Source organism: Mycolicibacterium confluentis (genome assembly GCF_010729895.1).
GTDB classification, from domain to species: domain Bacteria; phylum Actinomycetota; class Actinomycetes; order Mycobacteriales; family Mycobacteriaceae; genus Mycobacterium; species Mycobacterium confluentis.
Map to the genome: position 1 here is coordinate 3617615 of NZ_AP022612.1, position 22143 is coordinate 3639757.

At 68.1% G+C, this 22143-nt stretch carries 19 protein-coding genes; 6 read left to right on the forward strand and 13 right to left on the reverse strand.

The window, feature by feature from the left end; all coding sequences use genetic code 11:
• The first annotated feature begins 37 nt into the window (after window positions 1–37).
• Window positions 38–1330, forward strand: a complete 1293-nt coding sequence (aroA, locus tag G6N34_RS17035; RefSeq protein WP_085148749.1) for a 3-phosphoshikimate 1-carboxyvinyltransferase — start codon at window positions 38–40, stop codon at window positions 1328–1330.
• A gap of 5 nt (window positions 1331–1335) precedes the next feature.
• Window positions 1336–2322: a ribosome small subunit-dependent GTPase A gene (rsgA, locus tag G6N34_RS17040; protein WP_085148752.1), complete on the forward strand. Its 987-nt coding sequence runs from the start codon at window positions 1336–1338 to the stop codon at window positions 2320–2322.
• Window positions 2323–2409: 87 nt separating this feature from the next.
• On the opposite strand, the gene G6N34_RS17045 is transcribed toward rsgA, so the two are convergent.
• The 5 genes from G6N34_RS17045 to G6N34_RS17065 form a co-directional block, all read right to left on the reverse strand.
• Entirely contained in the window at window positions 2410–3693 is a 1284-nt protein-coding gene (locus G6N34_RS17045) for a fatty acid desaturase family protein (protein WP_085148755.1), read from the reverse strand.
• Window positions 3694–3765: 72 nt separating this feature from the next.
• Window positions 3766–4902, reverse strand: a complete 1137-nt coding sequence (locus G6N34_RS17050) for a ferredoxin reductase (protein ID WP_085148757.1) — start codon at window positions 4900–4902, stop codon at window positions 3766–3768.
• Between the two features lie 105 nt (window positions 4903–5007).
• The gene (locus G6N34_RS17055) at window positions 5008–5514 is read right to left on the reverse strand and encodes a DUF6912 family protein (protein WP_234812776.1); all 507 of its coding nucleotides are present in this window, start codon (window positions 5512–5514) and stop codon (window positions 5008–5010) included.
• Between the two features lie 27 nt (window positions 5515–5541).
• Window positions 5542–6339: a polyphosphate kinase 2 gene (gene ppk2, locus G6N34_RS17060; protein WP_407663277.1), complete on the reverse strand. Its 798-nt coding sequence runs from the start codon at window positions 6337–6339 to the stop codon at window positions 5542–5544.
• An 85-nt stretch (window positions 6340–6424) separates the two neighbouring features.
• The gene (locus G6N34_RS17065) at window positions 6425–7840 is read right to left on the reverse strand and encodes a WS/DGAT/MGAT family O-acyltransferase (RefSeq protein WP_085148766.1); all 1416 of its coding nucleotides are present in this window, start codon (window positions 7838–7840) and stop codon (window positions 6425–6427) included.
• A gap of 176 nt (window positions 7841–8016) precedes the next feature.
• Here G6N34_RS17065 and G6N34_RS17070 point away from each other — a divergent pair, with 176 nt between their 5' ends.
• Window positions 8017–8484, forward strand: a complete 468-nt coding sequence (locus G6N34_RS17070; protein WP_085148769.1) for an Rv3235 family protein — start codon at window positions 8017–8019, stop codon at window positions 8482–8484.
• 6 nt (window positions 8485–8490) lie between these two features.
• Here G6N34_RS17070 and secA read toward each other — a convergent pair whose 3' ends face one another.
• From secA to mtrA, 6 genes are all read right to left on the reverse strand, one after another.
• Window positions 8491–11319: a preprotein translocase subunit SecA gene (secA, locus tag G6N34_RS17075; RefSeq protein WP_085148772.1), complete on the reverse strand. Its 2829-nt coding sequence runs from the start codon at window positions 11317–11319 to the stop codon at window positions 8491–8493.
• A 136-nt stretch (window positions 11320–11455) separates the two neighbouring features.
• Entirely contained in the window at window positions 11456–12118 is a 663-nt protein-coding gene (gene hpf, locus G6N34_RS17080; protein ID WP_085148775.1) for a ribosome hibernation-promoting factor, HPF/YfiA family, read from the reverse strand.
• Between the two features lie 313 nt (window positions 12119–12431).
• Window positions 12432–13064, reverse strand: coding sequence for a ComF family protein (locus G6N34_RS17085; protein ID WP_085148778.1), 633 nt, complete (start codon window positions 13062–13064; stop codon window positions 12432–12434).
• Window positions 13065–13122: 58 nt separating this feature from the next.
• The gene (gene lpqB, locus G6N34_RS17090) at window positions 13123–14871 is read right to left on the reverse strand and encodes an MtrAB system accessory lipoprotein LpqB (RefSeq protein WP_264016744.1); all 1749 of its coding nucleotides are present in this window, start codon (window positions 14869–14871) and stop codon (window positions 13123–13125) included.
• Window positions 14872–14885: 14 nt separating this feature from the next.
• Window positions 14886–16550 carry an MtrAB system histidine kinase MtrB gene (gene mtrB / locus G6N34_RS17095; protein WP_085148786.1) on the reverse strand — a complete coding sequence of 555 codons (1665 nt, stop codon included), beginning with the start codon at window positions 16548–16550 and terminating at the stop codon, window positions 14886–14888.
• Between the two features lie 76 nt (window positions 16551–16626).
• On the reverse strand, window positions 16627–17313 hold the full coding sequence (mtrA, locus tag G6N34_RS17100; RefSeq protein ID WP_109788288.1) for a two-component system response regulator MtrA: 687 nt from the start codon (window positions 17311–17313) through the stop codon (window positions 16627–16629).
• A 164-nt stretch (window positions 17314–17477) separates the two neighbouring features.
• On the opposite strand from mtrA, the gene G6N34_RS17105 reads away from it, so the two are divergent.
• From G6N34_RS17105 to G6N34_RS17115, 3 genes are read left to right on the forward strand one after another with little or no spacing between them, the layout of a single operon-like run.
• The gene (locus tag G6N34_RS17105) at window positions 17478–17801 is read left to right on the forward strand and encodes a type VII secretion target (RefSeq protein WP_085148792.1); all 324 of its coding nucleotides are present in this window, start codon (window positions 17478–17480) and stop codon (window positions 17799–17801) included.
• Between the two features lie 2 nt (window positions 17802–17803).
• A complete protein-coding gene (locus tag G6N34_RS17110) occupies window positions 17804–19597 on the forward strand; it encodes an alpha/beta hydrolase (protein WP_085148795.1) in 1794 nt (597 codons plus the stop codon).
• Between the two features lie 2 nt (window positions 19598–19599).
• Window positions 19600–20169: an LppA family lipoprotein gene (locus G6N34_RS17115; protein WP_163645418.1), complete on the forward strand. Its 570-nt coding sequence runs from the start codon at window positions 19600–19602 to the stop codon at window positions 20167–20169.
• On the opposite strand, the gene G6N34_RS17120 is transcribed toward G6N34_RS17115, so the two are convergent.
• Complete coding sequence (locus tag G6N34_RS17120; protein ID WP_085148801.1) at window positions 20141–20782, reverse strand: dTMP kinase; 642 nt, start codon at window positions 20780–20782, stop codon at window positions 20141–20143. The genes G6N34_RS17115 and G6N34_RS17120 overlap by 29 nt on opposite strands.
• 10 nt (window positions 20783–20792) lie before the next feature.
• Complete coding sequence (locus tag G6N34_RS17125; RefSeq protein WP_085148804.1) at window positions 20793–22109, reverse strand: lipase family protein; 1317 nt, start codon at window positions 22107–22109, stop codon at window positions 20793–20795.
• Window positions 22110–22143 lie beyond the last annotated feature (34 nt).

Consider the following 22143-nt stretch of genomic DNA (forward strand, 5'->3'; position numbering starts at 1 on the left):
ATGGTTCCAGAAGCCGCCGACAGGGCAGGATGGAGCCGTGCCGCACCACGAAAGCTGGTCTGCCCCGCAGGCCGGCAGCCCGATCCACGCCACCGTCACCATCCCGGGGTCCAAGTCGCTGACCAACCGCACCCTGGTGCTCTCAGCCGTGGCCGCCGCGCAGGGCTCGGGCTCATCGACCATCAGCGGCGCACTTCGCAGCCGCGACACCGACCTGATGATCGGCGCGCTTCGCACCCTCGGGCTGCAGGTCGACGGCGACGCATCGGAGCTGACGGTGTCGGGCGCGGTGGCCCCCGAATCCGCGGCACGGATCGACTGCGGCCTGGCAGGCACGGTGCTGAGGTTCGTGCCGCCGTTGGCCGCGCTCGGTCACGTGGCGGTGCAGTTCGACGGCGACGAGCAGGCCCGGTCGCGGCCCATCGCCCCGCTGCTGGCCGGACTGCGCACCCTCGGCGTCGACATCGACGCCGACGCGATGCCGTTCCGGGTCGCCGGCGCGGGGTCGGTCAAGGGCGGCACGGTGGCCATCGACGCCTCGGCGTCCTCGCAGTTCGTCTCCGGGCTGCTGCTGTGCGGTGCGGCCTTCGACAACGGTGTGACGGTCGAGCACACCGGAAGCTCGGTGCCGTCGGCGCCGCACGTGACGATGACCGTCGAGATGCTGCGCCTGGCCGGGGTCCAGGTCGACGATTCGACACCGAATCGGTGGCGCGTCGAACCGGGACAGGTGCGGGCCCGACACTGGGCGGTGGAACCCGACCTGTCGAACGCCGTGCCGTTCCTGTCGGCGGCCGCCGTGACCGGAGGCACGGTGCGCATCGCGGGCTGGCCCACCCCCAGCCTGCAGCCCGCCGACACCATCCTGGGCATCCTGGCGATGACCAACGCCGCCGTCTCGCAGACCGACACCTATCTGGAGGTGCACGGGTCCGCCGAGTACACCGGCTTCGACGTCGACCTCCACGACGTCGGCGAACTCGCCCCCGCGGTGGCGGCCCTGGCGGCACTGGCCAGCCCTGGGTCGGTGTCGCATCTGCGCGGTATCGCGCACCTGCGTGGGCACGAGACCGACCGACTCGCGGCACTGACCGCTGAGATCAACGGCCTCGGCGGGCAGTGCGAGGAGACCCCGGACGGCCTGACCATCACCGCGGCCCCACTTCACGGCGGAACGTGGCACTCGTATGCGGACCATCGGATGGCGACCGCGGGCGCGATCATCGGCCTGCGGGTTCCCGATGTCGAGGTCGAGGACATCGCGACGACGGCCAAGACGCTGCCCGACTTCCCGCACATGTGGGCGGACATGCTGGCGGGCCAGGACTGAGCGCCGTGGCGGGCCGCACGTACGACGAGTCGGACGTCCGTATCCGTCCTGGAAAAGGGTCTCGACCCCGGACCAAGATTCGGCCCGACCACGCCGACGCCGAAGCCGCGATGGTTGTGACAGTGGACCGCGGGCGCTGGGGCTGCGTGCTCGGCGGGGACCCCGAACAACCCGTCACGGCCATGCGCGCCCGGGAACTGGGCCGCACCCCGATCGTCGTCGGCGACGAGGTCGACGTGGTCGGTGATCTGTCGGGCCGGCCCGACAGCCTGGCCCGCATCGTGCGCCGCGGTGAGAGGCGAACGGTGTTGCGGCGCACCGCCGATGACACCGATCCGACCGAGCGTGTGGTGGTGGCCAACGCCGACCAGCTGCTGATTGTGGTGGCGCTGGCCGACCCGCCGCCGCGCACTGGCTTCGTCGAACGGGCGTTGATCGCGGCCTACGCCGGCGGGCTGACGCCGATCCTGTGCCTGACCAAATCGGATCTGGCGCCGCCCGAACCGTTCGCCGCCCAGTTCGCGGGCCTCGACCTGCAGGTGCTGACCGCGGGCCGCGACGATCCCCTCGACGTCGTCGAACCGGTGCTGAACGGCAGGCTGACGGTGCTGCTCGGACATTCCGGGGTCGGGAAGTCGACTCTGGTGAATCGACTTGTGCCGCAAGCGGATCGCGCCATCGGCGAGGTGTCGGGCGTGGGCAAGGGCAAGCACACGTCCACACAGTCGGTGGCGCTGCCGCTGCGCGGCGGAGGTTGGGTGATCGACACTCCTGGAATCCGCTCGTTCGGCCTGGCGCACATCGAACCCGACGGCGTGCTGATGGCGTTCTCCGACCTGGCCGAGGCCGTCGAGGACTGTCCGCGCGGGTGCGGACACATGGGCCCGCCAGCCGATCCGGAGTGCGCGCTGGACCTGCTGACCGGCCCGGCCGCGGGCCGGGTCGCCGCCGCGCGGCATCTGCTCGGGGTGCTGCGCGAGGCCGCGGTGTAGCACCGCTGACCGACATACGCGAGCGCCCGGGCCTGCACAACGCCATGCGGCGTGTTGCGTGCAGACCCGGGCGCTCGCGGGTGAAGACTAGGCGGCCAGTTCGGCCTGACCGTCAGCGATCCGCTTGTCGCGGCGCGCATTTCGTGCCGCACGCACCTTGGCGATCGCGCTCTTGAGCCCACGCTTGCGGCCGGTGGTCGGGTCGGTGACCGCGAACTCCGCACCGAGGTCGGCGAACATCCGCTCGCTGCGGGTCTCCGGAGCGTTGTCCGCGGTGTCCCGAAGGTACTTGTCGGGCAGCGACAGCTTGGCGATGGTCCGCCAGGACTTGCCGTACTGCCCCAGGAACGAACCCGTGGTGTACGGCAGGTCGTACTTGTCGCACACCTCGCGCACGCGGAACGAGATCTCGTGCAGGCGGCTGCTCGGCAGGTCCGGGTACAGGTGGTGCTCGATCTGATGGCACAGGTTGCCGCTCATGAAGCGCAGCAGCCATCCGCCCTCGAAGTTCGCGCTGCCCAGCATCTGGCGCAGGTACCACTGGCCCCTGGATTCGCCGACCATGTCGGTCTTGGTGAACTTCTCTGCGCCGTCCGGGAAGTGGCCGCAGAAGATGACGGCGTTGGACCAGACGTTGCGGATGACGTTGGCCACCGCGTTGGCCGTCAGGGTGGACCTGAAGGTCGCCCGCGGCGACAGCGCCGTCAGAGCCGGGTAGGCGACGTAGTCCTTGGCCAGCTGCGCACCGGCCTTGATCGCGAACTCACGGGCGCGGACCTTGCTCTCGTCGCGGTTGTCCCTGCCTTTGAAGATCTTGCCGAGCTCAACGTGCTGCAGCCCCACGCCCCACTCGAAGCCGAGCGCGAGAATGGTGTTGTACAACAGGTTTCCGAGGTTGAACGGCTTCCACTTCTGGTCGCGCGTGACGCGGATCAGCCCGTAGCCGATGTCGTCGTCCATGCCCAGGATGTTGGTGTACTTGTGGTGCATGAAGTTGTGGGTGAACCGCCAGTGCTTGGACGCGCCGCCCATGTCCCACTCCCAGGTGGTGGAGTGGATCTCGGGATCGTTCATCCAATCCCACTGGCCGTGCATGACGTTGTGGCCGATCTCCATGTTCTCGATGATCTTGGCCGCGCCCAGAGTGGCGGTGCCCGCCCACCAGAACGAACGCTTTGAACTCCCAGCCAGCATCAGTCGCCCAGCCAACTCCAAGGCGCGCTGCGCGGCGATCGTGCGGCGAATGTAACGCGCGTCGCGCTCGCCGAGGGAGTCTTCGATGTCCTGCCGGATGGCATCGAATTCGATGCCGAGGTTTTCGATCTCCGTTTCGGTGAGGTGCGCGAACGCCGGAACGTCGGTCACTGCCATCGTTCTCTCTCCCTTCGTCGTACCTACGCTAACGTAACCTACGAACTCGTAGGTTACCAGTCAGTAAATGTTTTAAACGTCGACGACGCAGTCGCCGGATGCCGCCGACACACAGGTCTGAATGCGCGTCCCCGGTTCGTGCTCGTCACCTGTGCGCAGATCCCGTACGTGGCCCTCGACCAGGCTGACCACACACGACTGGCAGATGCCCATTCGGCACCCGAACGGCATCCGGACTCCGGCCTGCTCCCCCGCATCCATGAGGGACGTCGCGCCATCGACTGTCGCCGTCTTACCGGTGCGCCCAAACGTAACCGTGCCACCGGCGCCGCGGGCCGCGGCCCGCGACACCGCGAACTTCTCCTGATGCAGACGGGTACCCACGCCCGCGGCCGACCACACGCGCTCGGCGTCGGCCAGCATCGCCTCCGGACCACAAGCCCAGGTCTGACGCTCACGCCAGTCCGGCACCTCGTCGTCGAGGCGGTCCAAGTCCAGACGGCCCTCCGTGCGCGTGGCACGCAGCCGCAAACGGTAGCTCGGATGGGCCGAGGCGAGTTCGGCGAGTTCCGCCCGGAACAGCGCGTCGTCCTCGGTGGGCGCGGAGTGCAGATGCTCGATGTCGGTGATCTGCTCGCGGCGGGCCAGCGTGCGCAGCATCGACATCACCGGAGTGATACCCGACCCGGCCGTGATGAACAGGACCTTCGGCGGCGCGGGGTTGGGCATGACGAACTCACCCTGGGGCGCGGCCAACCGGACGATGGCGCCCGACTCGACCCCGGACACCAGATGGGTCGACAGGAAGCCTTCGGGCATGGCCTTGACCGTGATGGTGATGGTGCGCGAACCCTTGAGCGCCGGCGAGGTCAGCGAATACGACCGCCAGCGCCACCGGCCGTCGACGAGCACACCGATGCCGATGTACTGGCCGGGCTCGTAGTCGAACGAGAAACCCCAGCCGGGCTTGATGACAAGCGTTGCGCTGTCTTCCGTTTCCCGCCGGATCTCCACGATCCGGCCGCGCAGTTCACGCGCCGACCACAACGGGTTGGCCAACTGGAGGTAGTCGTCCGGAAGCAGCGGGGTGGTGATGCGGGAGACGACGTTGCGCAGCAGATTGAGGCGAGGGTGCTTCTCGGCACCCGCGACCTGGGCCCGCACCGTGTCGACGACGTTGGCACTGACCTTGATCTCGCTCTTGGCCACTTGACGAGCTCCTGCCATGGACGGGCGTATGGGTTGCCCCAACCTGGGACACTGAAACCTACGGTACCGTAACCTACGCTGCCGTATCCACTTTTGCGAAGGGAACTACAGGAGTTCCAGCAGGAACGGAAGTTCCTGGCTCGCATACCAGGCCAGATCGTGGTCCTGCGCGTCGCCGACGGTCAGCTCGGCGTCCTCATCGCCCAGATCCGCATCGTCGATGACCGCCACCGCGGCCTTGACCGCGGATTCCGCGGACGCGTTGTCGACATAGACCGCCACGATGTCCGGTGTCGTCACGGCCGCGCCGACCTTCACCACGGCGTCATCGAGGTCGGGCCGCGGTTTCACCGGTTCGACGTCGGCGACGATCACCGCGCGGCGCAGCGGCAACCCGTCCGCCGGATCCTCGTCACCGGCCAGCAGCCGCATCGACGCCAGCGCGGCTTCGGTGATCGCGACCTCGGCGAGTTCGTCGTCGTCCCCCTCGGCGTAGGACTCGCGCAGCCTGGGGGTGACCGCGAAAGCGGTCCCACCGACCGGAAAGAGTTCTCCCTCGGCGACGAGCTGGCGCAGCATGGCCAGCGTGGCCGGGATGTAGACCCGCATCAGGGCAGACTAGCGATGCGACGGCGGGAACTACTCACGATCCCCGAGCAGAGTCGCCACGTGGTCGTCGACATAGGTGGAATGATCCCGCGGCGGCCGCTGGTAACCGGCGGCCTCCACGGGGCGCTTCGGCAGGTGCACAGTGGGCCGCGCGACGTCGTGGTAGGGAATCGTCGAGAGCAGGTGGCTCATCATGTTCAGCCGCGCGTGCTTCTTGACGTCGGACTCGACGACGTACCAGGGGCTGACCACGGTGTCGGTGTGCGCCATCATCTCGTCCTTGGCGCGGGAGTAGTCCTCCCACCGGTACACCGACTCCAGGTCCATCGTGGACAGCTTCCACTGCCGCACCGGGTCGTGCAGACGCTTGCGGAACCGGCGCAACTGCTCCTCCTCGGACACCGAGAACCAGTACTTGCGCAGCAGGACGCCGTCGTCGATGAGCATCTGCTCGAACATGGGCGCCTGATGCAGGAACAGCGCCCGCTCCTCCGGTGTGCAGAACCCCATCACGGTCTCGACGCCGGCCCGGTTGTACCAGGAGCGGTCGAACAGGACGATCTCGCCTCGGGTCGGCAGGTGTTCGACGTAGCGCTGGAAGTACCACTGGCCGCGTTCCCGTCCGGTGGGTGCGGGCAGCGCCGCGATGCGCGCGACACGAGGGCTCAGGTATTCCGTGATGCGCTTGATCGTGCCGCCCTTGCCCGCGGCGTCCCGCCCTTCGAACACCACCACGATTCGAGCGCCGGTGTGCTTCACCCACTCCTGCAGCTTCACGAATTCGGTTTGCAGGCGGAAGATCTCGGCCTCATAGACATCGTTGGGGATCCGGCCCGATGCCGAGCGGCCGGCGGACTTCCTGGCTTTCGACGCTTTCGAACCCTTGCCCACCGTCGAATCGTACTGCGGCCGCTCAGGATCGCGCGGCGTCGAGCAGTTCGTCCAGCGACTCGCGCAGCAGTCCGGGCAACTCGTCGACGTCGCTCATCGCCTCTCGGTCGGCGTTGATGCCGAAGTGCAGGTTGCCGCAGTACGACGTCACGCCGATGGCCAGCACCTGGTTGTGCAGCAGCGGGGGCACCGCGTAGGTCTCGAGCAGCTTGGTGCCCGCGATGTACATCTGCGACTGGGCGCCGGGCACATTGGTGATCAGCAGATTGAACTGTCTGGCCGGGAAACTGCTGGCCACCCGTGTGCCCATCGCGTGCAGTGTGGGCGGCGCGAACCCCGACAGCGTGACGATGGTGCGCGCGTCCACCAGACTCGCCGCGGTCGAATGGGATTCCGTGGCGTGCGCGATCTGCGACAGGCGGACCACCGCGTTGCCCTCCCCCACCGGCAGGTCGACGAGGAACGGTGTCACCTCACTGATCGCCTGCCCCGCGGACGCGGCGCCGTCTGCGCCGAGTTCGGGATAGACCGACATCGGGGCCATCGCGCGGACCGTCGCCGTGGGTGTCACCGGTTCACCGCGCGACAGCAGCCAGTTTCGCAGGGCCCCCGCGATGACGGCCAGCACGACGTCGTTGACGTCGCAGTCGTAGCTCGCCCGGACCTGGCGGTAGTCCTCGAGGCTGCCGCCGGCCACCGTGAATCGGCGGTTACGCGACACCGTGGCGTTCAACGGACTGCTCGGGGCGGTGCCACGCGCGAACGTGCGTGCCGCGTCGGCGATTCGATGAGCCGTGTCGATCAGCTGGCCCGAGTTGGTGACGGCCCCGGTGACCGCGGATCGCACCGCGCCCAACTGCTGGCGCGGACCGGAGAACCAGTCGCCGACGGCGCCCAGCACCAATGAGGTCGTACCCGGTTCCCGCGCGGGGATCCAGATGTCCTCCCCGAACGCCGGCGGCTTCTGGGTCCGGTCGGCGATCACGTGACCCATCTCGAGTGCCGCCATGCCGTTGACCAACGCCTGATGGGACTTGGTGAAGAGGGCGATACGGTTCTTGGCCAGCCCTTCGACCAGGTACATCTCCCACAGCGGCCGAGACTTGTCCAGCGGCCGGGAGCCGATGCGGGCGATCAGGTCGTGCAGTTGGGCGTCGGTGCCCGGAGACGGCAGCGCGGAACGCCGGATGTGGTAGGTGATGTCGAAGTCGCGGTCGTCGATCCACACCGGGCGGGCCAACCCGAGCTTCACCTCACGGACCTTCTGGCGGTAGCGGGGCACTTGGGGCAACCGCTCTTCGACTGTCGCAAGCAGGGTTTCGTAGCTCAGCCCCGAGCGCGGCCTGCGCAGGATCGACAGTGAGCCGACGTACATGGGCGTGGCCGAGTTCTCGAGCTGATAGAACGACGCATCCGATGCCGACAGTCTAGTCACCATTCGCGCAGCCGTCCCCTCGCCTGACATCCACTGCACGCCACGTTAACCGCCCAAACACCCATCGTGCACAACGGGTGTACACACGCGGGGCACGGGTTGTGTCAGGATCGGCCTCGTCGGGTCCGCCACTCTCCAGCGGGCGAAGTGTTTCGGCCGCGCCTACGGAGGGTTGAGTTTTGACAGCTGCACGATCGACGGCCGTCACCCGCGTCGTCGACTACGAACCAGAGGTCGGCGCCGAACCCGACGTGCCACCGTCACGGCCACGGCGTCCCGCCGCGCTGCGGATCGTCGCGCCACGGCCCGCCGACGGGCCGTCGGCGAGGTTCCGAGAGGCCGCCGCGTTCGCCGACGCCGCATTGCGCACAGTACTGGAGGTGATCGACCGCCGGCGGCCACCGACCCAGCTGCGGCCCCTGATGCCGACTGGGTTGGCCGACACCGTCACCGCGCGCGCCCGGGTCGCACCGGCCGGGCGCGCCGCGGCTGTCCTCCGCGCGACGCGGGTTCAGGCCTGCGGTCGCTGCGAGGATGCGTTCGAGGTCGCCGCGACCTTCTCGCGGCACACCCGTTGGCACGCCATGGCGTGCCGGGTGGAACTGCTCGGGACCCGATGGCAGGTCGTCGCCCTGCACATCGGGTGACCTCGGCTAGTTCTTGCGGGCCGACTTGGCCGCCTTGCGCGCGGCTTCGCGGCGTTCCTTGCGGGTCGAACCGGACGTGTCTGCCTGCGGGCCCGACGAACCGTGCCGCTGCACCTCGGCGTTGCCGTCCTCGGACGGGCCGGTGTACGTCAGCGCGGGCGCCTTGTCGGAGTCGTCGATTCCCTTGGCGCGCAGAGCCGACGGTGCGGCATGACGGCCGCTCGGCGTGGCATCGCCCTGCTCCTCGGCCCCCTTGCGCGCCGCGGCTGCCGCGGCGAACTCAGCCAGACCCTCGGGCGCGGCGACCGGAGCAACGGCGGGCTGCTGCGGCGTGGCCTCGACCTGGACGTTGAACAGGAACCCGACGGACTCCTCCTTCAACCCCTCGAGCATCGCGCGGAACATGTCATAGCCCTCGCGCTGGTACTCGACCACCGGGTCACGCTGGGCCATGGCCCGCAGGCCGATGCCCTCCCGCAGGTAGTCCATCTCGTAGAGGTGCTCGCGCCACTTGCGGTCGATCACGTTGAGCAGCACGTTGCGCTCAAGCTGGCGCATGGCGCCTTCGCCCGCGAGTTCCTCGAGTTCCGCCTCACGCTTGGCGTAGGCCTTCTCGGCGTCCTCGACAAGGGCCGCGAGCAGTTCCTCGCGCGTGAGCTCGCCGGGTTCGCCGACGGCGTCGGAGTCCAGCAGGTCCTGATGGGCGATTCCGACCGGGTAGAGCGCCCGCAGCGCCTCCCACAGCTTCTCCAGGTCCCAGTCCTCGGAGTAGCCCTCGGCGGTGGCACCGTCGACGTAGGCCGTGATGACGTCGACCAGCATGTCGTGCGCCTGCTGCTGCAGGTCCTCACCCTCAAGGATGCGCTTGCGCTCCTTGTAGATGACCTTGCGCTGCTGGTTCATCACCTCGTCGTACTTGAGGACGTTCTTGCGAATCTCGAAGTTCTGCTGCTCGACCTGGGTCTGGGCGCTCTTGATCGCCCGGCTGACCATCTTGGCCTCGATCGGCACATCCTCGGGCAGGTTGATCCTGGTCAGCAGCGACTCCAGCGCGGCCCCATTGAAACGGCGCATCAACTCGTCACCCAGCGACAGGTAGAACCGGGACTCGCCGGGATCGCCCTGACGGCCCGAGCGACCGCGCAGCTGGTTGTCGATACGACGCGACTCGTGGCGCTCGGTGCCGAGCACGTACAGCCCGCCGGCGGCACGAACCTCCTCAGCCTCCTTCTCCACCTCGGCCTTGACCTGCTCGAGCACCTCGTCCCAGGCAGCCTCGTACTCGTCAGGGGTCTCGACGGGATCAAGGCCCTTATCGCGCAGGCGCTTGTCAGCCAGGAAGTCGACGTTGCCGCCCAGCACGATGTCGGTGCCGCGGCCGGCCATGTTGGTGGCGACGGTGATCGCGCCGCGCCTGCCGGCCTCGGCGATGATGTTCGCCTCCTGCTCGTGGTACTTCGCATTCAGCACGTTGTGCGGGATCCGCCGCTTCTGGAACTGCCGCGACAGGTATTCCGACCGCTCGACGCTGGTGGTGCCGATCAGGACCGGCTGGCCCTTTTCGTACCGCTCCACGACGTCGTCGACGACCGCGATGTACTTGGCCTCTTCGGTCTTGTAGATCAGGTCGGACTGATCCTTGCGGACCATGGGTCGGTTGGTCGGGATCGGCACCACGCCCAGCTTGTAGATCTCGTGCAGCTCGGCGGCCTCGGTCTCGGCGGTGCCGGTCATACCGGACAGCTTGTTGTAGAGGCGGAAGTAGTTCTGCAGCGTGATGGTCGCCAGCGTCTGGTTCTCGGCCTTGATCTCGACGCGTTCCTTGGCCTCGATGGCCTGGTGCATGCCCTCGTTGTAGCGCCGGCCGACCAGCACACGGCCGGTGAACTCGTCGACGATCACCACTTCGCCGTTGCGGACGATGTAGTCCTTGTCACGCTGGAACAGCTCCTTGGCCTTGATGGCGTTGTTCAGGTAGCTGACCAGCGGCGAGTTGGCCGCCTCGTAGAGGTTTTCGATACCGAGCTGATCCTCGACGAACTCCACCCCGAGTTCGTGCACGCCGATGGTCCGTTTGCGCAGGTCCACCTCGTAGTGGACGTCCTTCTCCATCATCGGAGCCAACCGGGCGAACTCGGCGTACCAGTTCGAGGCGCCGTCGGCGGGGCCGGAGATGATCAACGGGGTACGGGCCTCGTCGATCAGGATGGAGTCGACCTCGTCCACGACGGCGAAGTTGTGGCCGCGCTGCACCATCTCCTGCACCGAGTGCGCCATGTTGTCGCGCAGATAGTCGAACCCGAACTCGTTGTTGGTGCCGTAGGTGATGTCGGCCGCGTACGCCGTGCGCCGCTGATCCGGCGTCATCTGGGACAGGATCACCCCGACGTCGAGGCCGAGGAAACGGTGCACGCGCCCCATCCACTCGCTGTCGCGCCTGGCCAGGTAGTCGTTGACCGTGACAACGTGCACACCCTTGCCGGACAGCGCGTTGAGGTAGGCGGGCAGCACACAGGTGAGCGTCTTGCCCTCACCGGTCTTCATCTCCGCCACGTTGCCGAAGTGCAGGGCCGCACCGCCCATGATCTGGACGTCGAAGGGGCGCTGCGAGAGCACGCGCCACGAGGCCTCACGGGCCACCGCGAACGCCTCGGGCAGCAGGTCATCGAGGGTTTCGCCCTTGTCGATCCGCTCTTTGAACTCGTCGGTCTTGGCACGCAACTCGCCGTCGGAGAGCTTCTCGACGTCGCCGGACAAGGTGTTGACGTAGTCAGCCACCCCTCTGAGGCGTTTGACCATGCGACCTTCACCAAGGCGCAGCAGCTTAGACAGCACTGATATATCCCCTACAGGATTGGAGTCTTTTCGCGCTCCATCGTAGGTGACGCCTGATCATGCACGGTCCCGGAAACGACTTGTGGAGCCTGGGCGGCGTGCCGCGCCGCCCCAGGCTCCACAATTCGACAGAGGGTCAGGACAAGCGGATCAGGCCGTAATCGAACGCGTGCCTGCGATAGACGACCGATGGTTTGTCGGTCTCCTTGTCATGGAACAGGAAGAAATCGTGGCCGACGAGTTCCATCTCATAGAGCGCGTCGTCGACCGTCATCGGCCGGGATTCGTGCTCCTTGATGCGGACCACCCGACCCGGTTCGTGGTCGTCGACCACCGTTTCGGATGGGCGGGACGACTCCGCGGGGGGCACGAACGCGTCAGGCACAACGGCAGTGGCCTCAGCCAGCGACACCGGGGTCTTGTCCCCGTAGTGGATCTTGCGCCTGTCCTTCTGCCGGCGTAACCGGGCCTCAAGCTTGGCCGTGGCAGATTCAAACGCGGCATAGAAGCTGTCGGCGCAGCCCTCACCACGCACCACCGGGCCACGACCACGCGCGGTGATCTCGACGTGCTGACAGCTCTTGCGCTGACGGCGGTTGCGTTCATGGTCGAGTTCGACATCGAACATGTAGATGGTTTTGTCCAACCGCTCAAGGCGGGCGAGCTTTTCCGAGACATAGATGCGGAAGTGGTCGGGAACTTCGACGTTGCGGCCCTTGACCACCACTTCGGCATGCGACGAGGCGGACTCGTCGCGTTCTGCCAACAGCTGGCCTGAATCCACGGATTGACTTGACATGCTTGACAACTCATTTCTGTCGCGTCGAACGCGCGCATGCGCGTGTGGCCTGTTGAGACGTGCGCTGCGGGGGTCGTTCAGATCCGCGCCACCCCGCGGCGCCAGGGGTCAGATATCACCTCCTACGCACCGGGGTTCCAGTTGAAACCGGGTGGCGGGCCTCGTTGCTGAAGCCCGTCGTGGCAACCTGCGGTGTGCTCACGATGTTGTCACCGAAGGTAGTCCGAGTTCACCTGAACGTGCCACCCTTTTCGCGCACCTGTTGCCAGAACTTTCGACCCTCGTTACGAGGACCTGGGTCCCTTGTGGGGTTTCAGGCGTGCGCGAGCGCCAGAATCGCGACGACGTCCACGCCCGCGGCGCGCAGCACACCCACCGATTCCCGCGCGGTCGCCCCAGTGGTGACGATGTCGTCAATCAACAGCGCGGGCGTTCTGGGCGGCACCGTCCGCAGCCGCACCCGGCCCGCAACGTTGCGCTCGCGGCCACGGCTGTCCAGGCCGACGGAGTCGCGGACGAACGCCCGCATGGCCAGCGCGGGCACGACGGCGACCCCACTGTGGCCCGCAACGGCCGCCCTGGCCAGGCGCGTCACCGGATCACCGCCGCGCCGGCGCGCCGAGGACCGGCGGGTGGGGGCAGGCACCAGAGACAGCGGTTCCGGCACCACGCCCCACCTGATGAGCCGGTGCACCCCGAACGCCAGCGCGCGCGCCAGCGGCGCGCACAGGTCGGTGCGACCGTGTTCCTTGAGCGCGACGATGGCCTGCCTGCGCGGCCCGGCATAGCGGCCGAGAGCAAACGCCGGGACGCCCGGGTCCAGGCGCGGTGTGAGGACGTGGGGCGCGCCCTCGCCGACCTCCAGCGCGGCCGCGCAGGCGGCACACCAGGGGGTCGCGGGTGCGCCGCATCCGCCGCACTGCAGCGGCAGGATCAGATCGAGCATGTCAGGAGTGTGCCGCCGGGCACTGACACATCGTGTCCCGCGGCGGGCGAGATCGGGGTCAGCCCGGCAGCACCGGCACGGCGCCGGGAACGTTGAAGGCCCGCACCTCCGCCCACACCCGGTCGGCGGCACCGGAGCCCGACAGTTGCTGCACACCGCCCTGGTCGGCCACGTACACCGTCGAGGGGTTCGCCGCGACCGTCCCGACGGGCATCCGCAGGCCCCGGCTGGGCCCGTCGGAGTTGACGCCGTCGAGGTTGACGTAGGACACGGGATGCGCGGGATCGTTGCGGCTGACGACGATGTCGTCACCGGTCCGCCATGACAGCGACACCACCGAGGAGCCCAGCCCGAAGCCGAGCCGCCGGGGATACGTCAGCGCGAACTCCCCGCCCGGTGTCTGCTCCACGCCGGCGAGGATGACCTGTCCTTCGATGACCATCGCGGCGCGGGTGCCGTCACGGGACAACTGCAGTTCGCTGATCGCCCCAGGGAACCGGTTGGTCACGGTGATGGGATCGACGGGGACACTGGCGGGTTGACCTGTGGCGGCCTCCTGGGTCACGCGCAGCACCACGTTGCCGTCCACCACGACCCACACCGCGCCGTCGAGCCCCCACGTCGGCCGGCTCATGCTCCGCCCGTCGGCAGCCTCGACCGCGTCCTGCCCGTTGTTGCCGATCCAGAGTTTGGCCGCCATATCCGGGGCGCCTGCGCGTTCGGTGACCACCGAGGCCACGCCGTGTCCGTCGCGGGACAGCGCGGCCGCGGTCTGACCGGGCATCGACCCGAACGCCCCCGGCACACGGGTCGAGCGCTGGCCGTCGAGGAACACCAGTGACCCGCCGACCAGGGCGTGCACGCCGGCCGAGGCGCCGTCGGCCACACCCGGGTCCGTGGCCGCGACATCGGAGGCCTCCCAGCCGTCGGCGAACCGTTCGTCGAGCGGCAGTCCGTCGGCGTTGATGACGTACGGTCCGCGGATGTCGGCTCGGGCCAACGTCCAGACGATCTGCGCGGCAAGCAGAGCCCGGCTCTGCGGATCGGCGGTCTGAAGGTTCTCCAGCTCGATGCGGGCTCCGCCATATCCCTGGCCGACGCCGGTCTTGCCCCCGTCGGCACGCGTCACCGGTCCGCGCAACCGCACCGGCGGGCCCAGCATGTTGCGCACCGAGTTGGCCAGTTCGGGACGTGGTCCGGTGATCAGTTTGGAGACCAGTTCGGTGGCCAACTGATCGGCTTCGGCGACCGCGACGTAACGCGGATCGGGCACCGTGGTCTTACCCGACGGCGACACGAAGTACAGCGGGTGCCGCTTGTAGGTCTCCTGAAACTGCTTCCAGTCCAGGAAGACTCCGTTGGGAAGCTTGTCGATCCGCCAGCCCTCAGAGGTCTTGACCAACTCGATCGGACCCGGGTCGGGCAGCGCCCCCTCGGCCGTCTCGAACACCCCGAGATCAGACAGCGAGCCGAGGATGTCGGCCCGCATCACCGCCGTCACCCGGTTCGCGCTGCGCGTCTCGGTGAACACCACGCGGTCGATCAACAGCGCAGAGCCCGCGTCATCCCATGCGCGCGAGGCGGATTCGGTGAGGAACTGACGAGCCGCCAGATGCCGGTTGGCCGGGTCGGCGGTGGCCTTCAGGAACTCCCGCAGCAGCAGATCCGGCTCCATGCCGGGAGTGGGCTTGGGCAGGTTCTGCGGAGCGGGCCGCTCGACGGTGCCGATCGCCTGCGGCGCAGAGGAATTGGGCACCCCGGCGCAGCCAGACACCAGGGCCGCGGCCATCGTGAGCACCGAGAGCAGCGCACCGAGGCGTTTCACGCATTCTCCCCGGCGTGTTCACGCTGACGGGCCTGCTGCTGCCGGTCCCGACTCTCGGCGCCGACCGGTTTCAGGGGCAGCGGACTGGTGGTGACCTTGTGGCCTCGCACCAACGGCAGCGTCAGCCGGAAGCAGGATCCCTTGCCGGGTTCACCCCACGCCTCCAATCGGCCCTGGTGCAGGCGCGCGTCCTCGATGCTGATCGCCAGGCCAAGGCCGGTGCCGCCCGAACGACGCACGCGGGACGGATCGGACCGCCAGAACCGGCTGAACACGAGCTTCTCCTCGCCGGGTCGCAGGCCGACACCGTAGTCGCGGACCGTGACCGCCACGGTGTCCTCGTCGGCGGCCATCCGAATCCGCACGGGTTTGTGCTCGGCGTGGTCGATGGCGTTGGCGATCAGGTTGCGCAGAATCCGCTCCACGCGGCGGGGGTCGACCTCGGCGATCACCCCGTCGGCAGGCATGTCGACCAGCAGTTCGATGCCCGCGTCGTCGGCCAGATGCCCCACGTTGTCCAGGGCGCTGTTCACGGTGGACCGCAGGTCCACGGCCTCGACCGACAACTCGGCGACACCCGCGTCGTGCCGCGAGATTTCGAGCAGGTCGCCCAGCAGCGACTCGAACCGGTCGAGTTCGTTGACCATGAGTTCGGTCGACCGGCGCAACGCCGGATCGAGTTCGTCGCTGTTGTCGTGGATCAGGTCGGCCGCCATCCGCACCGTGGTCAGCGGTGTGCGCAGTTCGTGGCTGACGTCGGAGGTGAACCGGCGCTGCAGGTTGCCGAACTCCTCGAGTTGGGTGATCTGCCGGCTCAGGCTCTCGGCCATGTCGTTGAACGACACCGCCAGGCGCGCCATGTCGTCCTCGCCGCGCACCGGCATCCGCTCGGTCAGATGCCCCTCGGCGAACCGTTCCGCGATCCGCGAGGCCGACCGCACAGGCTGCACGACCTGACGGGACACCAGCCACGCCACGCCGGTCAACAGCAGCAGCAGCACGATGCCGCCGGTGGCCATCGTGCCGCGCACCAACGAGATCGTGCTCTCCTCGCTGGTCAGCGGAAAGATCAGATACAGCTCGAGGTTGGTCACGCGCGAGGACGTCGGACTGCCGATGATCAGTGCCGGACCCGAGAAACCATCGGTGTGCACGGTCGCGTACTGGTAGCTGACCTGCCCGGCCTTGACGAACTCCCGCAGCGCCGCGGGCACCTCGTCGACGGGTCCGGCCGCGGTCGCGGCACGCGGGCCGTCACCCGGCACGACGAGCACCGCATCGAAGGTGCCGGCCAGCCCAGCCCCGGCGCGCGGATCGGTCTTCGACGTCAGGGTGTTGCGGGCCAACTGCAGGCTGCTGTCGAGCGAGCGGGTCTCCTCACCGCCGACGATGCCCGCGACGGTCGTGCGCGCGCGTTCCATCTCCTCGCTGGCGGCCCGCACCTTCACATCAAGGACGCGGTCGGCGATCTGGCTGGTCAGCACGAAGCCGAGCACCAGAATGACGGCCAGCGACAGCCCGAGCGTCAGCACGACGACCCTCAGTTGCAGCGACCGCCGCCACACCACGCCGACCGCTCGACTCAACGCCCGAAGACCGCGCAACAGCGGCCCCGTTCCACCCCAGCGGCCCCGAATGCGCCGCTTGGAGCGCAGGATCATCGGTGCCGCTCCTCCACGGTGCTACAGCGCGAGGCCGCCGCGCCGCGGCGCAGAATCACGCCGTTACGGCGCAAGATCACGGCGGTCCGGCCTTGTAACCCACTCCTCGAACGGTGAGCACCACCTGCGGGTTCTCCGGGTCCTTCTCGACCTTGGCGCGCAGGCGCTGGACATGCACGTTCACCAGGCGGGTGTCCGCCGGGTGGCGATAGCCCCACACCTGTTCGAGCAGCACATCCCGAGTAAACACCTGCCGCGGTTTGCGGGCCAGCGCGACCAGCAGGTCGAACTCCAGCGGGGTCAGCGACATCTGCTCACCCTGGCGGGTGACCTTGTGCGCGGGCACGTCGATCTCGACATCGCCGATCGACAGCATCTCGGCCGGCTCGTCCTCATTGCGGCGCAGGCGGGCACGCACGCGCGCCACCAGCTCCTTGGGTTTGAACGGCTTCATGACGTAGTCGTCGGCGCCCGACTCCAGGCCCAGCACCACGTCGACGGTGTCGGTCTTGGCAGTCAGCATCACGATCGGAACGCCGGAGTCGGCGCGCAGCACACGGCACACGTCGATGCCGTTCATCCCGGGCAGCATCAGGTCGAGCAGCACCAGGTCTGGACGCAGTTCTCGCACGGCAGTCAGCGCCTGGGTGCCATCCCCGATGACCGCGGTGTCGAAACCTTCGTTGCGCAAGACGATCGTGAGCATCTCTGCCAACGAAGCGTCGTCATCGACGACAAGGATCCTTTGCCTCATGACACTCAATGGTGTCACCACTGGGCGGCAAAACAGCGCTGCCACACGCAGCCGTGTCCGGGTAATCCTGGCGAAAAGGTCACACCGGCCGAACTTGCTGCCGGAAGACCGCCGCCCGCGGGCTTAGGATTCTGCTGGACGACACAGTGCGCAGCAAAGAGTCTAGGGGGGACATGGCGCATCCGGACCACCTGTCGATGTCGACGTCCGACGTCATCTACTCGGCCGACCACCTCGACTCGATCGCGTTCCGGGCCTCGGCGGAGCGGCGCGCGCTCGCCGTCGAACTGTCCGGGATGGCGCAAGCGTGGCAATCCGAGGGCAGGCCCGGATTCGTCGCGTTCACCGAGGCCGTGCACCGACAGTCGCAGCGGATCCAGGATGAGGTGACCGACGTCGCCGACAAGCTGAGGCACGCCGCGCGCGAGTACACCGCCACGGCAGGCGAAGGCGCCGGGCTTCTCCGCTACCACCACAGCGGGCCCCCGATCCCGTGACGATGTGGCTGCGCCAGATCGAGTCCTGGGACGTCGGTGCGCTCCGCTCGATCGCCGAGGAACTCGACACCGAACTCGAAGCGGCACGCAGCGCGGCCGACGAACTCGCCCACGTCGCGCTCCTGCCGGGCTGGGACTCCCCCGCCGCAGACATCGCGCGCGAACGGGTCCGGACCGCGCGGGCCAACGTCCTCGACGACGCGGCCGTCATCGGCGCCGTCGCGCAGTTGGCCGACGAGACGGCCCAGTCGGTCGCCGAACTGCAGCGCGAGTTGGTCGGCATCCGCGCCGACATCGCCGCCAGCGACGGGCATCTGCTGCTGTCGGATTCGGGTGAGGTGACCGTCATCGGCTCCGCGGGAGAGATCGCGCAGTGGCGAGACGACGCCGAGGAGATCGAGGCCCGCGCGAAGGCGCTGCTGCGACAGGCCGACGACATCGACGCCGACTGTCGCGAGGTGTTCGCCAACATCGCCAAGGGCGAGGTGACCGCGCAGGGCGCCTCGGACCCCGTGGGCGCCCGCCGTGCGGGTGAACAGCAGTCCGGTCTGTCGGCGCCGTACCCGCCCGAGGGCGACGGCACCCGCCCGGTCGACGTCACCGCGTGGTGGGAGGCGCTGACGCCCGAGGAGCAGCAGAAGGTCACCCTCGAACACCCCGACTGGCTCGGCAACCGCGACGGGGTGCCCGTGGCTATCCGCGACAGCGTGAACCGCGGCCTCCTCGACCAGGAGATCGCGGCCGCGCAGGCCGGCGTCGACACCATCCCGACCCGCGAGGAGTACCGGCAGCAGCATCCCGGGATGAACGCCGCACAGTTCAACAGCGCGTACTCCGCTCTGGTCTCGGACCGCAGGAGACGCCTGGACGAGGCGCTGGGCGTCAAGTCCGCGATGTCCTCGCTGGGCCAACTCGACAAGGGCTACGACGACAACCGCTATCTCGTGATGTTCCGGCCGACCGACACCGAACTGCTGGCCGCGGTCGCGATCGGCAACCCCGACACCGCCACGCATGTCGCCGTCACCACGCCGGGCATGAACACGCATGCCACCTCGCTGCCGGGGATGGCGGCCGAGGCCGTGGCGCTGCGCGCCGAGGCCCACTTCCAACTCAGCAAGACCGGTTTCGGTGACGAGTCGGTCGCGACGATCGCCTGGTTCGGCTACGACCCGCCCGACGTCGACGAGACCGTCGGCGGGGCGGCCCTGGAGAACCGCGCCAACGCGGGCGCGGTGGACCTCGCGCAGTTCTACCGCGGCATCAACGCCACCAACGTCAACGGATCCGATGTGCACCTCTCGGCCTTCGGCCATTCCTACGGTTCCACCACCACCGCCCAGGCGCTCAACGAACTCGGTGCCTCCGGCGTAGTCGACGACGCCGCGTTCTACGGATCCCCGGGCCTGGGCTACGCCAACGAATCGATTCTGGGTATGCCCGCGCTCATCGTCGACGAGGCCCAGCTGCATGTGTCCGACGGGCATGCGTACGTCATGTCGGCCGACGGCGACGCGGTGTCCGAGGAGGTCCAGACATGGGGTGTCACCCTCCCGTTCTCGATCGCCGATCTCGGTGGGCATGGTCCGAATCCGACGTCGCTGCCGCTGGAAAGGCTCTCCACCGACGCCTCCTCCCCCACCTTCGGCGGTCCACGCGAGGCCGCGACCGGTCATTCCGAATACCCTCGGCTGGGGACCAACGGCCAACTGCGAACCCCCGGCTACAACCTGGCGATCGTCGCGTCGGGACTGGCCGATCGACGGCCGGAACTGCTCATCCGAGAAGGAGAATGACGGTGCTGGGTCCAGGACTGCGCACAGTAGTCGCGGCGGGCACCGCCCTGGCCGTGCTCACCGCCTGCGGTGAGCCCGACTCACCGATACTCAACAAGGACGCAATCCCCATGGATCTCAGCACGCTGCCGACCCTGAAGCAGACGCAGAACCAGATGCTCGGTCTGATCGACCAGGTCCGCCTGCGGATCACCGCGGAGGCCCCGCAGGCCGGTGCATGGCACTGGGCCCACGACTGGTCCGGTTCGGGCTGTGAGGACGACGCCGGAGGTTCGGGAATCGCGCTGTACTTCCCGGACCTGACGGCGCAGTACGGCCTGAGCACCGAGGAATGGGATCGCGTGCTTCCCGCCGTCACGGCACTGGCCGCCGACGCAGGCCTGACCGACATCGCGATGCCGCAGAACAGCGACACCAATCACGACGCGCGGTTCACCAGTGGCGACGGGCGCGAACTGCTCGTCGGGTCATCGGTCGCGACAGTCATCACCGCGAGGATCTCGTGCCGGCGCGAGGGTGGGGAACCCATCGACGTCGACGGCGTCATCCCGATGCCGCCCGATCCAGCGTGATCGCGAGGTCGCGCGCGTCGGTGTCGGGCAGGATGCGCCGCCAGGGCCCGGCCCAGTTCGCGTCGGCCAGTTGCGAGTACACCGCGCCCGTGCGCTGCTGCAGATCGTCGTCGCGCTCGTAGGCGTCGCGCGCCCGCCCGGCCTCGTGCTGGGCGCGATGACGCGCCCGCTGCGCCGCGAGCTCCACCGGAACATCAAGCAGCAGTTGAAGATCCGGCGCTGGAAGCCTGAAGCGGCCGAACTCCAGGCGGTGCACCCAGTCCACCACCTCGCCGTCGGCGCCCTGCCGCAGACGGGCCGCACTGTAGGCCGCGTTGGACGCCACGTAGCGGTCCAGGATCAGCACGTCGTGACTCGCGCGCACCTCGGCGATCTGCTCGAGCGCACCGGCGCGGTCCAGCGCGAACAGCATCGCCATCGCGTAGACCGACTCCGCGAGGTCACCGTGCTCACCGTGCAGGGCCTCGGCCGCGACGTCGGCGTGCACGGACTGGCCATATCTCGGAAACGCCAACGTGGCCACCGATTTTCCGGACTCTTCGAAACCGGCCCGCAGACCCTGTGCCAGCGTGCGCTTGCCCGCGCCGTCAAGGCCCTCAATGACGATCAACACGGGCGCAAGCTTAGAACTGCCCGCAGTTCGGCGCGGTCGGCACACCGTTGAACCGGTCGGCGATCCACTGCATGGCCGGTTCGCCGTCGACGAGCATGGGCAGTCCGTGGTTGACGATGGCCTTGTTCAGGAATGGTGGCTGCTCGTTGGTGCGGAACTCGACGTCGACCCCCATGGCGCACCAGTCCCGACCGAGTTGGTTCGCTGCCGTCCACGGCACCAGGGGGTCGAATCGGTTGATGTTGATCAGCACCGGGGAGTTCGGCCGCAGCGTGCCGATTCGCTGCAGTTCGAACAGTCCACGGAAGGGCTCCTGCCGCATCATCTCATCGACCGGCTCGGTGAAGTAGGGCTGCAGATGCCGAAACATGAACTTGGTCAACGTTTCCGCGACACACTGGTTCTTGGTCTTGTACAGCAGGTCCTCACCGCGCGGCGTGAGCTTCGACCGGATCGCGGCCTCGGCCTCGGGGTAGGTCTGGATGACGCTGTTCAGCGCGTACCCCACCGCACCCACCAAGGCGCTGCCGTCGGCGTAGGGCATCATCTCGGCCAGATTCGCCGGGGGCGCGCCCGCGTAACTGCCGACGATGTTGAGTTCCGGCGCGTAACTGGGCGCCAGTTCCGCGGCCGACGCCGACGCCCCACCACCCTGTGAGTAACCCCAGAACGCCGTCGGCCCGTCGGGCGTCAACGACGTGTCCGGAAGCAGTCGCGCGGCGCGCGCCGCGTCGAGCATCGCGTGCCCCTGCGACAGTCGGTTGACGTAGGTGTGGACGGTGCCGAGCGTGCCCAGGCCCTCGTAGTCGGTCATCAGGATCGCGAAACCGCGCGCCACCATGGTCGAGACGAACAGTTCCTCGTAGTTGAAGGCGATGTCCAGGTACGGCGACCAGTGGATGCCCTGGTTGAACTGCCGCGACGGCGCGCACTGGTCGCCCTGGCCCTGCGTGCCGGGCCCGTACACGATCAGCGGACGCGGCCCCTGCCCCGGCCAGTCGTTGAAGGGCTCGAAATACGTTCCGGTGACGGCGTTCGCGTTGCCGCGCGCGTCGGTGCTGCGGTACATGACCCGGGTTCCCGTGGCCATGATCATCCCGAGTTCTCCGGAGGGTTCCAGCACCAACCGTGAGGGTTCGGTCCGGATCAGCTCCCCCGGCCGGCTCTCCGGCAACGGATTCGGTGGCGTGTAGAACTCGGTGTACTCGTCCTCGTTGTAGTACGGATACCAGTCCCGGTCAGCCGATGCGAGTGGGAAACCCGTTGCCGTACAACCGATGACCATCCAGAGGAAAAGACCACTGACGGCCGCCCCAACTCGTCGCATCCGCGGACAGTACCAAACAGTATGGGAAGCCCGC

What these genes read in the sequence shown, in the direction of transcription:
- G6N34_RS17110 (WP_085148795.1), top strand. Translation starts at nt 17,804, where the DNA reads ATGTGGCTGCGCCAGATCGAGTCCTGGGACGTCGGTGCGCTCCGCTCG.
- G6N34_RS17105 (WP_085148792.1), top strand. Translation starts at nt 17,478, where the DNA reads ATGGCGCATCCGGACCACCTGTCGATGTCGACGTCCGACGTCATCTAC.
- G6N34_RS17045 (WP_085148755.1), bottom strand. Translation starts at nt 3,693, where the DNA reads ATGGCAGTGACCGACGTTCCGGCGTTCGCGCACCTCACCGAAACGGAG.
- G6N34_RS17085 (WP_085148778.1), bottom strand. Translation starts at nt 13,064, where the DNA reads ATGCTCGATCTGATCCTGCCGCTGCAGTGCGGCGGATGCGGCGCACCC.
- G6N34_RS17125 (WP_085148804.1), bottom strand. Translation starts at nt 22,109, where the DNA reads ATGCGACGAGTTGGGGCGGCCGTCAGTGGTCTTTTCCTCTGGATGGTC.
- G6N34_RS17065 (WP_085148766.1), bottom strand. Translation starts at nt 7,840, where the DNA reads ATGGTGACTAGACTGTCGGCATCGGATGCGTCGTTCTATCAGCTCGAG.
- mtrB (WP_085148786.1), bottom strand. Translation starts at nt 16,550, where the DNA reads ATGATCCTGCGCTCCAAGCGGCGCATTCGGGGCCGCTGGGGTGGAACG.
- hpf (WP_085148775.1), bottom strand. Translation starts at nt 12,118, where the DNA reads ATGTCAAGTCAATCCGTGGATTCAGGCCAGCTGTTGGCAGAACGCGAC.